Genomic DNA, 12,338 nt, shown 5'->3' with positions numbered 1-12,338 from the left:
GAGAGCCTCCACGGCCTCAGGCGGCTCACCGTAGACCTGCCCTCGCCCGCCGGGAGCGGTGCCGCCGGGAGCGGTGCTGGCGGGGAGCGGTGCTGAGGTCAGCGCCGGTACTGCCAGAGCACCTCGGTGCGTTGCGGAAAGGCCACCACCGGCGCCTGCAACTCGGCGTACTGGCTGGTCAGGATGCGTATCCGGTGGTCGATGGCGTCCTGCTCGGCCTTGGACCGGGTGATCACCCAGCTCCAGGTGTGGACCAGGTCGCGCAGGCCCTGTGGCCCGGGCAGCAGGTGCTCGGAGGGCATCGAGGCCTGCTCGGGCTCGGTGAACAGCTCGCCGTCGAGCTGGTCGAACTGCTGGGCCCGCGCGAGCTCGCGCTTCCTGCTCGCCCAGTAGAGCTTGGACACCCACTCCACGCTGTGGTCGGGCACGTTCCAGAGCAGGCCGACCACGCCACCGGGGCGCAGCACCCGCGCGAGCTCGCGATCGGCCTCCGGGCGTTGGAACCAGTGAAAGGCCTGGCCGACCATGATCGCGTCGACCGAGCCGTCGCGTAGGGGGATGCCCTCGGCCGAGCCGGCCAGCGCGTTCGCCTGTGGCAACCGGGCGGCCAGCACAGCCAACATCTGCCGATCCGGCTCGACCGCCACCACCTCGGCCCGCGCGTCGAGCAGGACGGCGGTCAGCTTGCCGGTGCCGGCGCCCAGATCCAGGACGCGCGGGACCCGGCCCTCGCCGGGGCCGGCTCTCAGACCGGCGAGCAGCAGTTCGATCGCCGCCGCCGGGTAGGACGGGCGCACCTGGTCATATCGGGCGGCTTCAGATCCGAAGGACCGGGCCAAGACCGAGTCGGGCAGTCGCTGGTCATCCTGCTGCCCGCCGGTCATGGTGGGACCCTAGCCGCGCTGTCGCTCGCGGCTCCCGCGCCACCGTCGGCGCGTGGCAGCGCCGAGCGGCCGCAGGTGCGCCGATAGGGTGAAACGGTGACCGATCCCAGTGCCGCCGCCGATGCCAACGACGATCTGCCCGAACAGGTCAGGATCCGGCGGGAGAAGTACGACCGGTTGATGTCTGACCCCGACCGCGCGCCTTTTCCGGCGACGGTGGCCCGCACGCACACCCTGGCCCAGATCCGGCAGGCGTATCCGGACCTGCCCTCAGGCGCTGAGACCGGCGAGAAGGTGGGCGTGACCGGCCGGGTGATCTTCGTCCGCAACACCGGCAAGCTCTGTTTCGCGACTCTGCGCGAGTCCGGCGTCGAGTTGCAGGTCATGCTGTCGGCCGACCGGGTCGGGCCGCAGGCGCTGGCTCACTGGAAGGCCGACGTCGACCTCGGTGATCAGGTGTTCGTCGACGGTGAGGTCATCTCCTCCCGTCGGGGTGAGCTGTCAGTGCTGGCTGACGTGTGGCGGATGACTGCCAAGGCCCTGCGCCCGCTGCCGGTGGCGCACAAGCCGATGAGTGAAGAGACCCGGGTCCGGCAACGTTATGTGGATCTGATCGTGCGACCCGACGCGCGCCGCATGGTGATGACTCGCGCTCACGTGCTGGCCTCGATCCGCAGCACCCTGAACCAACGCGGATTCATCGAGGTCGAGACGCCGATTCTGCAGTCCGTGCACGGCGGGGCGGCCGCCAGGCCTTTTCAGACGCATCTCAATGCATTCGACCAGCCGATGTCACTTCGAATCGCGCTGGAGTTATATCTCAAGCGGACCCTGGTCGGCGGAATCGATCGTGTTTTCGAAATCGGCAAGACCTTCCGCAACGAAGGCATCGACTCCACCCATTCAGCGGAATTCACCATGCTCGAGGCGTATGAGGCCTACGGCGATTACAAGTCGGCCGCGGAGTGGACGCGCGCCATCATTCTCGACGCCGCTATCGCGGTCGGCGTAGAAACACCCCGCACGGCTGACGGCGTGGATATCGATCTCGTCACGAAGTGGCGATGGGCGTCAATCTATGATTTAGTGTCCGCCGCCGTCGATGAATCAGTTACCCCCGACTCCGAGGAGCACCGGCTGCGGGAGCTGGCGGCGGTGCGAAATGTCGCGCTCAAGCCGGAGTGGGGTTCTGGTGAGATTGTTCTCGAGTTATACGAGAAGTTGGTGGAACACACCTTAATTCAACCGACGTTCGTCTGCGACTATCCACGGTCGGTCCGGCCGCTGGCAAGGCAGCACCGGTCGGACCCTCGGCTTGCCGAAGCCTGGGACCTGGTGATCGGCGGTGTCGAGATCGCCCCGGCCTACTCCGAATTGGCCGACCCGGTCGAACAACGGCGAGTGCTCGTGGAGCAGTCGCTGGCCGCGGCCGCCGGTGATCCCGAGGCGATGGAGCTGGATGAGGACTTCTTGCAGGCGCTCGAATACGGTATGCCGCCGACTGGCGGAATGGGCCTCGGCGTGGACCGGCTGATTGCGATGCTGACCGGCAAGGGAATTAGAGAAACCATCTTATTCCCGCTTCTCAAGCCCTTGTAGCCACCAGCGTCGCTCCAGCGTTAGCGACTTCAGCACTCGCGGCGCGTGAGAGTTGTCCCCAACTGCAGCGTTGCGATATCTCATGTTCGCGCTCTTGGTGCTTTAATGGTTGTGGGCACGCTGAATACGGCCCCCAACATCTCACATCAGATTGGAAGTACTATGGCCCAGAAGATCCAGGTCCTACTCGTCGACGACCTAGATGGTGGGACTGCCACCGAGACGGTCGCATTCGGCCTCGACGGTTCTGGGTACGAGATCGACCTCTCCTCCGAGAATGCTGACAAATTGCGTGAGGTTTTGGCGCCATTTGTTGGGCATGCCCGACGGGCCTCGCGCGCCACTGCGGCCAGGCCGGGCACGCCGGGGCGTCCGGGCCGTAGCGGCGCTCGTATCGACCGCGAACAAACGCAGGCCATTCGGGAATGGGCGCGTAAGAACGGACACAAGGTCTCTGAGCGCGGTCGTATCCCGGCCAGCATCTTCGAGGCTTACAACTCCTCTCACTAACCGCACCGCCGAGCCGGACAACGGCTCGGCGGTCCCCGGGCTCGTGCCGACGGCGTTCTTTTCGCTGACGCGTGGCCGGGGGCCAGCAGTTTCTTGTGTCCTTCTGACTACCTTCTGCCTCTGACCCCGTGTTTATCGCTCATCTGCTCCGGACCGCCGCCTTCTGCTGCCGGGCCCGGCTCGCCCGCCGCCTGTGACAGCACCCGCGACAGCGCCAGGCACCGCCACCCGAGCGGCCCGGTCGTAGCCGCCGAGGGCCGGCCCCCGCTCGACCGCGCCGAGCTGCGCGCGCTCGCTGGCATAAACCTGACTGCCGCGCTGTTACTACAACCCTGCCCTGCTTCCAGCTGCCTTCCTCCTCCCGCCGACGAATCCGTTAAATCGGCGTAGGGTGGATTGGCCGTTCGCTGTGAGCAGATGCGAGGGATTGGAGCGCGGCCTCGGTCGTGCGACGACTAGAGTCAAAGACCTGCACGGCGGTCCAGCCAGTGATCCCGTCGAGCGGTAAGGAGAAGAGCGACAATGTTTGAACGGTTCACCGACAGAGCCCGTCGAGTCGTCGTCCTGGCCCAAGAAGAGGCCCGGATGCTCAACCACAACTACATCGGCACTGAGCACATACTGCTGGGTCTGATCCACGAGGGCGAGGGCGTCGCGGCCAAGGCCATGGAGTCGCTCGGCATCTCCCTGGAGGCTGTCCGCCAGCAGGTTGAAGAGATCATCGGGCAGGGCCAGCAGGCCCCCTCGGGACACATCCCCTTCACGCCTCGCGCGAAGAAGGTCCTTGAGCTCTCGCTTCGCGAGGCTCTGCAGCTCGGCCACAACTACATCGGCACGGAGCACATCCTGCTGGGCCTGATCCGCGAAGGCGAGGGCGTCGCGGCCCAGGTCCTGGTGAAGTTGGGCGCTGACCTCAACCGGGTGCGGCAGCAGGTCATCCAGCTGCTCAACGGCTACCAGTCCAAGGAGCCGACCGGCGGCAGCACCCAAGAAGGCGCTCCTTCGACCTCGCTGGTGCTAGACCAGTTCGGCCGCAACCTGACCCAGGCCGCTCGCGAGGGCAAGCTCGACCCGGTGATCGGGCGCGAGAAGGAGATCGAGCGCCTGATGCAGGTGCTGTCGCGGCGCACCAAGAACAACCCGGTGCTGATCGGCGAGCCCGGCGTCGGCAAGACCGCGGTGGTCGAAGGCCTGGCTCAGGCCATCGTCCGCGGCGAGGTGCCCGAGACGCTGAAGGACAAGCAGCTCTACACCCTCGACCTCGGTTCCCTGGTGGCCGGCTCGCGTTACCGCGGTGACTTCGAGGAGCGCCTGAAGAAGGTCCTCAAGGAGATCCGCACCCGCGGCGACATCATCATGTTCATCGACGAGATCCACACCCTCGTCGGCGCCGGCGCGGCAGAGGGCGCCATCGACGCCGCCTCCATCCTCAAGCCGATGCTGGCTCGGGGCGAGTTGCAGACGATCGGCGCCACCACGCTGGACGAGTACCGCAAGCACCTGGAGAAGGACGCCGCGCTCGAGCGGCGGTTCCAGCCGGTACAGGTCGGCGAGCCGTCGGTGGCGCACACCATCGAGATCCTCAAGGGGCTTCGTGACCGTTACGAGGCCCACCACCGGGTCTCGATCACCGACAGCGCCCTGGTGGCCGCGGCCGGCCTGGCCGACCGCTACATCTCCGACCGGTTCCTGCCCGACAAGGCGATCGACCTGATCGACGAGGCCGGCTCCCGGATGCGTATCCGCCGGATGACCGCGCCGCCGGACCTGCGGGAGTTCGACGACCGGATCGCCAACGTCCGCCGTGACAAGGAGTCCGCGATCGACGCGCAGGACTTCGAGAAGGCCGCTGCCTTGCGTGACAAGGAGAAGAACCTTCTCAATGACAAGGCCCAGCGTGAGCGCGAGTGGAAGGCCGGTGACCTCGACGTGGTCGCCGAGGTCGACGACGAGCAGATCGCCGAGGTGCTGGCCAACTGGACCGGCATTCCGGTGTTCAAGCTGACCGAAGAAGAGACTGCGCGGCTGCTGCGGATGGAGGACGAGCTGCACCGGCGCGTCATCGGTCAGCACGATGCCATTCGCGCGGTGTCCCAGGCCATCCGCCGCACCCGGGCCGGTCTGAAGGACCCCAAGCGTCCCGGTGGCTCGTTCATCTTCGCCGGCCCGTCCGGCGTCGGTAAGACCGAGCTGGCCAAGACGCTGGCCGAGTTCCTGTTCGGCGACGCCGACGCGCTCATCCAGCTGGACATGTCCGAGTTCCACGACCGCTACACGGTCTCGCGCCTGGTCGGCGCGCCTCCCGGCTACGTGGGTTACGACGAGGGCGGCCAGCTGACCGAGAAGGTGCGGCGCAAGCCGTTCTCGGTGGTGCTGTTCGACGAGGTCGAGAAGGCCCACCCGGATGTCTTCAACACGCTGCTGCAGGTGCTTGAAGACGGCCGGTTGACCGATGGCCAGGGCCGGATCGTGGACTTCAAGAACACCGTCCTGATCCTGACCACCAACCTCGGCACCCGTGACGCGTCCAAGTCGGTGGGCGGCCTCGGCTTCGCCGGGTCCAACGACAGCGTGTCCAACTACGACCGGATGAAGCAGAAGGTCAACGACGAGCTCAAGCAGCACTTCCGGCCCGAGTTCCTCAACCGGATCGACGACATCGTGGTCTTCCACCAGCTGACCGAGGACGAGATCGTCGAGATCGTCGACCTGATGGCAGCCCGGGTCGACACCCAGCTGCGCAACAAGGACATGGTCATGGAGCTGACGTCCTCAGCCAAGGCGTTGCTGGCCAAGAAGGGTTACGACCCGGTCCTGGGCGCCCGCCCGTTACGTCGCACGATCCAGCGCGAGATCGAGGACAGCCTGTCCGAGAAGATCTTGTACGGCGAGCTTGGCGCCGGCCAGATCGTGGTGGTCGACACCGAGATCGGCGAGGACGGCAAGGAGAAGTTCACCTTCCGCGGCGAGTCCAAGGCCGAGCTGGTGGTTCCGGACGCCCCGCCCACCGAGGCGGTCGGGCTCGAGTAAGAAGTTCTTTGTCCTAGGCAGTGAGCAAGGCCCCGGTCCAGCGGACCGGGGCCTTGCTGCTGGGTGAGGGGTGAGTCATGGCGCTGAGGTTTGCCGAACGTGTGCGGCCCGAGCGTGTCGAGCATTGCCGCAGGCGCGCGGCTTAGCAAAGTCCTCTCCTGAGCGTCTGTGACCGAGCGGGGAGGGCCGATGAGCGTTATCGACGAGGTGACCAAGCTGTCGCGGCTGGCTCGCGAGCACTTGGGTGAGGATCTCGGTGAACGGTGGTCGAGAATGCTCGCCCCGGCTGCGCGACTCACGCCTGGCCTGGACGCTCCCCGGGGCTGGCTGAGCCGTAGAGGGTCAGCCGGCCCTCAGGTCCTCGGGTGGCTAGGTGGTGTTCCCCTCGGGCCGATGGGCGCCGGATGGCCCGTGTGGGAGGGCTATGGACCCCTGTCCCATGTGGCCACCCTCGACTGCGGCCACCTGTACCCCAGCGTCCCACACCGGTTGCGCGATGCAGGCTTCCCCGCTGAGGGCTTGTTGTCGTTCTTCTACTTCGACGGCGCGGTCGATGGTGGCATCGAGGTCGTGGGCGCACTCTTCGGCACTGAGGAAGGCGCGCGGGTCGTCTACACCCCGGCGGGCGCCGACCTCGTCGAGCTGAGTCCGCCAGCCCCGCTGATGCCTTACCGACGCGTCGAGCTCGTGGCTGAGACGGTTCTGACGTGGCCGACCTGGGAGCATCCGGACCTTCACGGCGGCCAGCTGCTGGCCGACGGATGGGACGCGCTGTTCGCCGCTCTGGATGAAGTCCGGCAGCAGCATCCTGGTCCTGCGCATCAAGTCGGCGGACACCCTGACCCGGTGCAAGGACCTGTCGAAGCAGAGATGGCCTATGGGCGGCTCGGTGGAGTTCGACTGGTCGGACCCCGCAGTCATCGAGGACGCACGTGAGTGGCTTCTAGTGCTCGTAGCGCGGCAGGTCGATGCGGCCAGATGTCGGTACCGGCCCGGTCAGGACGGCAGTGCGAACCGGCCGTCGGGCAACGGGTCGACCAGGCCGTCGGCGACCAGCGCGTCCAGGGCTCGCCGGCGCTGCCCGGCCTCGGGCCAGACCGCGTCCAGCGCCGAAGCGGGCACCGGATCGGCGGCGCCGCGCAGCACGTCCAGCAGCAGCCCGCGCACCTGCCGGTCGGTGCCGGCAAAGCGCTGCGGCCTGGCCACCGGTCCCTCATACGGCGGGTAGCCCGCCAGCCGCCAGGCGCACCGGTCGCGGATCGGGCACGCAGAGCAGGACGGCGAAGCGGCCGTGCACAGCACCGCGCCGAGTTCCATCATCGCCGCGCAGAACACCGCGGCCGCCGAGTCGGCCTGCGGCAGCACCGCCTGCATCGCAGCCAGGTCCCGGCTCGTCGAGGGCGGGGCCGCCTGCCCCTGGCCCTCGACTGCCCGGGCAAGCACCCGGCGCACGTTGGTGTCCACCACGGCGGCCCGGGCGCCGAAGGCGAAGGCTTGCACGGCCCGCGCGGTGTACTCGCCGACGCCCGGCAGCGCCAACAGCTCGGTCAGGCCCGCCGGCACCTGGCCGCCGTGTCGCTCCACGATCGCCGACGCGCAGCCGTGCAACCGCAATGCCCGGCGCGGGTAACCGAGCTTGCCCCACATCCGCACCGCCGCGCCTGGAGAATCCGCGGCCAGCTCGGCCGGGCCCGGCCAGCGGGCGAGCCAGTCGCGGTAGACCGGCAGCACCCTGGCGACCGGGGTCTGCTGCAGCATCACCTCGCTGACCAGCACCGACCAGGCCGGCGTGCCGGGACGGCGCCATGGCAGGTCACGGGCGCATTCGGTGAACCAGGCTGTGACCTGGCCGGCGATCTCTGAGGTGTCACCGGGCAGGGCGCTCTGATCGTGGCAGCCGCGCCCGAGCGCCGGAGGCTGCTCCCGCCTCGTCGGGGTCACGTGCTGGCTCAGGTGTAGCGCTCGATGATCGAGGCGTCGGCCAGTCGTGAGAGTGCCTCGCGGATGGAGCGCGCCCGCGCGTCGCCGACGCCCTCGACGTCCTGCAACTCGTCCACGGTCGCCGCGAGCACCTTCTGCAGGCTCCCGAAATGCTCCACGATCCGGGTGAGCACCAGATTCGGCAGCCGCGGCACCCGGGACAGCAGCCGGTAGCCGCGAGGGCTCACCGTCGCCTCCAGGGTCTCTGGGCCGCCCGGGTAGCCCAGCGCCTTGGCGACGTTGGACAGGTCGAGCAGCTCTGCGGCCGAGAGCTGCGCCAGATCCTCCAGCGCCTGTTCCAGCGTCCGGTTCTTGCGTCCGGAGGGCAGGTAATCCTGGGCGATCAGCTCGCGGTCGGTGTGCACGCCGGCCATCAACTCTTCCAGCTGCAGCGACAGCAGCCGGCCGTCGGTGCCCAGCTCGGCGCCGTAGCCGGAGATCTCGTCGGCGATCCGGCTCACCATCTCAAGCCGCTGTGACACCGCGGTGGCGTCGCGGACGGTGACCAGGTCTTCGATCTCCAGCGCGGCCAGGGTCTGAGACACCTCGTCCAGCCGGGACTTGTACCGCTCCAGCGTCTGAACCGCCTGGTTGGCCCGTGACAGCAACGAGGTGGAGTTCTCCAGCACGTGCCGGCGAGCGCCGAGGTAGAGGCTGATGATCTTCATCGACTGCGACACCGAGATCACCGGAAAGCCGGTCTGCTGGGCGACCCGTTGAGCGGTGCGGTGCCGGGTGCCCGACTCCTCGGTCGGAATGGCCGGGTCGGGCATCAGGTGGGTGGCCGCCCGCAGGATTCGCGAGCCGTCGGTGCTGAGCACGACCGCGCCGTCCATCTTCGCCAGTTCGCGCAGCCGGGTGGCCGCGAACTCGATGTCCAGCGGAAACCCGCCGGTGCACAGCGACTCGACGACCTTGTCATGGCCCAGCACGATCAGCGCGCCGGTGTTGCCTCGCAAGATCCGCTCGAGCCCGTCACGGATGTCGGTGCCAGGGGCGAGCGAGGCGAGAACCGATCGCAGCACCTCGTCGCGATCACTGATGGCCACGTACGCACTCCTGCATGTTCACATGATGATCTTGAACTTGAGAACAGTCTAGGAGCTTGACGACCGGCTTCGGCCCTCGGCGGCCCGGCCTGCCAGTCACAACTGGGCCACGAAGTCCCAGGCCTTGGCCACGGTGGGCACCTCGATGACCTTCATGCCATTGAGCTGGGACCAGTCCGAGCCGTGCGGCACCAGCGCCCGGCGAAAGCCGAGCCTGCTTGCCTCACTCAGCCGGCGCTGCACGCTGCTGACCCGGCGGATGTCGCCGGACAGGGACACCTCGCCGATCGCGCATAGCGTGCTCGGCAGGGCGATGTCGCTGGCGGCCGAGGCGATGGCGAGCAGGATGGCCAGATCGACCGACGGCTCGGTGATCTTGATACCGCCGACGCTGGCCGCGTAGACGTCGCGCTCGCTGAGTTGCACACCGGCATGCCGGCCGAGCACCGCCAGCAGCATGTTCACCCGGGAGGCGTCGAGGTCGGTCACCGAGCGGCGTGCCGACCCGCCGTTGCCGTAGGCGGCTGCCACCAGCGACTGCACCTCTGACAGCAGCGGCCGCCGGCCGGTCACCGTCACCGTGACGCAGGTGCCGGGAACGGCGATGTCACGGCTGCTGACGAACAGCCCGGATGGGTCGGTCAGCTCGTCGATGCCTTCTTCGTGCATCTCGAAACAGCCGACCTCGTCGGTGGCGCCGTACCGGTTCTTGATCGCGCGCAGCATGCGCAACGAGCTGTGCCGGTCGCCTTCGAAATACAGCACCACGTCGACCAGGTGCTCCAGCGCCCGCGGACCGGCGATGGAGCCGTCCTTGGTGACATGGCCTACCAGGACCGTGGCGATTCCCCGTTCCTTGGCCACCGAGCTGATGGCGGCGGTGACGGCGCGGATCTGCGGGACCCCGCCCATCACCCCGTCCACCGTCGAGGACGCGATGGTCTGCACTGAGTCCAGGATCAGCAGCCCCGGCTTCACCTCGTCCAGGTGGGCCAGCACGGCGCCTAGGTCGTTCTCGGCAGCCAGGAACAGCTGGGAATGCATGGTGTGAGTTCGCTCGGCGCGGGCCCGGACCTGCGACGTCGACTCCTCGCCGGTCACGATCAACGCGGGCGAACCGGAGACGGCGGCGTACTTCTGGCCGACTTCGAGCAACAGGGTTGACTTGCCGACGCCCGGCTCGCCCGCCAGCAGCAGCACCGCGCCCGGCACCAGGCCGCCGCCGAGCACCCGGTCCAGCTCGCCGATACCGGTCGGCAGCGCCCGGGCCACGGCGGAGTCCTGCCGGCTGATCGGCTGGGCCGCGTTGCGCGGGGTGACCAGCGCCGGCAGGGTCAGCGAGGCCGCCCGGCCGCCGTCTTCGGTCATGGTGCCCCAGGCCTGGCACTCGGGGCAGCGCCCGACCCACCTGATCGAGACCGTGCCGCACTCGGCGCACACGTAACTCGTGGCGGCGCGTTTGGGCTGCTTGGCGGCGCTGCTGCCCGGCGGGTTGCTCACCCGGCGGACGTTACCGGGAGGTGGTGACACAAAGCCCGCGCCGAGCGGGTGGCCAGCGCGGAGTCAGTCGCCGGGGCTCGACTCGCCTGCGGACGGGCTGGCCTCGCCTGCGGACGGGCTGGCTTCGCCTGCGGACTGGCTGGCCTCGTTGCCCTCTGCCTGGCTGGACTCGCCCTCGCCGGCCGGGTGGAGCGCCTCGCTCACGACCGGCGCGCTGGGCACCTCGCGCGACAGTTGAACGGCCAGCATGACGGTCACGCTGGCGCCGCTCTGGAAGGTCAGGGTCACCGGCACCAGTTGCGCCGGGAACAGCTGGACGTTGACATTGTCGAGTGTCACGGTGGGCCCGCCGTCACTGATCCCGATCTGCACCGCCTGGCGGCCCGGCAGGTCGATCGGGGTGTTCTGAGCGGAGGAGCTCGCCGACCCGGTGGGCGACGCCGAGCCGGTGGCTGACGCGGAGCCGGTGGCTGACGCCGAGCCGGTGGCCGACGCTGAGCCGGTGGCCGACGCTGAGCCGGTGGCCGACGCGGAGCCGGTGGCCGACGCGGAGCCGGTGGCTGACGCGGAGCCGGACGGTGACGAGCTGGCGGAGGCGGTGGGGCCTGCTGAGGAGCTGGCAGCCGAGGCCGAGCCGCCGGCTGCGGAGCCGCTGGATCCGGAGGCTGACGAAGAGGCCCCGGACCCCCCTGCGAACCGCGTCCCGGAGGCGATCGTCGAGGTCACCGACACCAGCTTGTCCGCCTTCGCGCCCCGGTTCACCAGCACCATGCGCAACGGGACAGAGGAGCCCTTGGAGTAGCTGGCGCCCGATTCGGGGGCGGCGACGCCGGCGGCCCGGATGGCGATGTTCCCGGCCTCGGCCTGCACGCCGTCGATCGAGGGCGTCTGCTGGACGGTCTGAGCCTGGATGCCGGCCGAGCAGCCGGTCACCAGCAGCAGTCCCGCCGCCCCGGACCCGACTGCCGCCCCGAGCCGGCGGAGCAGGCCAGCACGATCAGCGGTCTCGTTTCCCACGGGGCGACTCCTCTTCCTGCCTCAACTCGCGGTGTCTTGCCTTCCCTGCCGGTCGACTGTTGAGCCGGGTTGGGACATCGCGCTTCAGCCTAGCGAGCGCGCGTGACCGGTTCACCGACAGGTGGCCCGGGCCACCGCCTACTTGCGCCGGCCGCGGCGGCAGAGGGGCGGGCACAGTAGTCGGCGGAGCTGGGAAGGACCTGGGCGTGTCGCCCCCACGTGTTACCCTGGAGTCCACCGGAAGGGGTTGCCTCTATGACTTTTGAGGTCGGCGAGACCGTAGTTTATCCGCACCATGGTGCTGCCAAAATCGAGGCAATCGAGACCCGCATCATCAAGGGCGTTGAGCGAATCTACTTGGTGCTCAAGGTTCAGCAGGGTGACCTGACCGTTCGGGTGCCCGCTGACAACGCTGAAATCGTGGGTGTTCGAGACGTAGTCGGCCAAGAAGGCCTGGACCGGGTGTTCGAGGTCCTTCGCGCCCCGCACACCGAAGAGCCCACCAACTGGTCGCGCCGTTACAAGGCCAACGGCGAGAAGCTGGCCTCCGGTGACGTGAACAAGGTGGCCGAGGTCGTTCGCGACCTGTGGCGCCGCGAGAAGGACCGCGGCCTGTCCGCGGGCGAGAAGCGAATGCTGGCCAAGGCACGCCAGATCCTGGTGAGCGAACTCGCGCTGGCCGAGGGCACCAACGAGGACAAGGCCGAACTCGTGCTCGATGAGGTCCTGGCTGAGGCCGTCGCCTGAGCCAGTCTCTGGCCGACTCACG

At 68.4% G+C, this 12,338-nt stretch carries 10 protein-coding genes; 5 read left to right on the top strand and 5 right to left on the bottom strand.

What is annotated here, in order from left to right; genetic code table 11:
- Positions 1-98: 98 nt before the first annotated feature.
- Positions 99-884, bottom strand: a complete 786-nt coding sequence (locus VGB75_15100) for a class I SAM-dependent methyltransferase (GenBank protein ID HEY0168367.1) — start codon at positions 882-884, stop codon at positions 99-101.
- Between the two features lie 96 nt (positions 885-980).
- On the opposite strand from VGB75_15100, the gene lysS reads away from it, so the two are divergent.
- The 4 genes from lysS to VGB75_15080 all read left to right on the top strand — a co-directional run bounded on the left by lysS (position 981) and on the right by VGB75_15080 (position 6,959).
- Positions 981-2,483, top strand: a complete 1,503-nt coding sequence (gene lysS, locus VGB75_15095; protein ID HEY0168366.1) for a lysine--tRNA ligase — start codon at positions 981-983, stop codon at positions 2,481-2,483.
- A gap of 162 nt (positions 2,484-2,645) precedes the next feature.
- The gene (locus tag VGB75_15090) at positions 2,646-2,993 is read left to right on the top strand and encodes an Lsr2 family protein (protein ID HEY0168365.1); all 348 of its coding nucleotides are present in this window, start codon (positions 2,646-2,648) and stop codon (positions 2,991-2,993) included.
- A 522-nt stretch (positions 2,994-3,515) separates the two neighbouring features.
- Positions 3,516-6,023, top strand: a complete 2,508-nt coding sequence (locus VGB75_15085) for an ATP-dependent Clp protease ATP-binding subunit (protein ID HEY0168364.1) — start codon at positions 3,516-3,518, stop codon at positions 6,021-6,023.
- A 189-nt stretch (positions 6,024-6,212) separates the two neighbouring features.
- A complete protein-coding gene (locus VGB75_15080) occupies positions 6,213-6,959 on the top strand; it encodes a DUF1963 domain-containing protein (protein ID HEY0168363.1) in 747 nt (248 codons plus the stop codon).
- A gap of 60 nt (positions 6,960-7,019) precedes the next feature.
- On the opposite strand, the gene VGB75_15075 is transcribed toward VGB75_15080, so the two are convergent.
- The 4 genes from VGB75_15075 to VGB75_15060 form a co-directional block, all read right to left on the bottom strand.
- Positions 7,020-7,964 (bottom strand): A/G-specific adenine glycosylase, encoded by a 945-nt coding sequence (locus VGB75_15075; GenBank protein HEY0168362.1) that lies wholly within the window; start codon positions 7,962-7,964, stop codon positions 7,020-7,022.
- Positions 7,965-7,972: 8 nt separating this feature from the next.
- The gene (gene disA / locus VGB75_15070) at positions 7,973-9,052 is read right to left on the bottom strand and encodes a DNA integrity scanning diadenylate cyclase DisA (GenBank protein ID HEY0168361.1); all 1,080 of its coding nucleotides are present in this window, start codon (positions 9,050-9,052) and stop codon (positions 7,973-7,975) included.
- A gap of 96 nt (positions 9,053-9,148) precedes the next feature.
- Entirely contained in the window at positions 9,149-10,552 is a 1,404-nt protein-coding gene (gene radA / locus VGB75_15065) for a DNA repair protein RadA (GenBank protein HEY0168360.1), read from the bottom strand.
- A gap of 63 nt (positions 10,553-10,615) precedes the next feature.
- Complete coding sequence (locus tag VGB75_15060) at positions 10,616-11,569, bottom strand: hypothetical protein (GenBank protein ID HEY0168359.1); 954 nt, start codon at positions 11,567-11,569, stop codon at positions 10,616-10,618.
- Between the two features lie 255 nt (positions 11,570-11,824).
- Here VGB75_15060 and VGB75_15055 point away from each other — a divergent pair, with 255 nt between their 5' ends.
- Positions 11,825-12,316: a CarD family transcriptional regulator gene (locus VGB75_15055; GenBank protein HEY0168358.1), complete on the top strand. Its 492-nt coding sequence runs from the start codon at positions 11,825-11,827 to the stop codon at positions 12,314-12,316.
- Positions 12,317-12,338 lie beyond the last annotated feature (22 nt).

The sequence above is a fragment of the Jatrophihabitans sp. genome (assembly GCA_036399055.1).
GTDB lineage: Bacteria > Actinomycetota > Actinomycetes > Mycobacteriales > Jatrophihabitantaceae > Jatrophihabitans_A.
Note: the sequence above shows the minus strand (reverse complement) of the source record. Positions and strands in the feature narration are given on the sequence as shown.

Bases quoted from the DNA above. Each gene is read 5' to 3' on its own strand.
- VGB75_15100 (HEY0168367.1), bottom strand. From the start codon at position 884: ATGACCGGCGGGCAGCAGGATGACCAGCGACTGCCCGACTCGGTCTTG.
- VGB75_15090 (HEY0168365.1), top strand. From the start codon at position 2,646: ATGGCCCAGAAGATCCAGGTCCTACTCGTCGACGACCTAGATGGTGGG.
- VGB75_15085 (HEY0168364.1), top strand. From the start codon at position 3,516: ATGTTTGAACGGTTCACCGACAGAGCCCGTCGAGTCGTCGTCCTGGCC.
- VGB75_15080 (HEY0168363.1), top strand. From the start codon at position 6,213: ATGAGCGTTATCGACGAGGTGACCAAGCTGTCGCGGCTGGCTCGCGAG.
- VGB75_15055 (HEY0168358.1), top strand. From the start codon at position 11,825: ATGACTTTTGAGGTCGGCGAGACCGTAGTTTATCCGCACCATGGTGCT.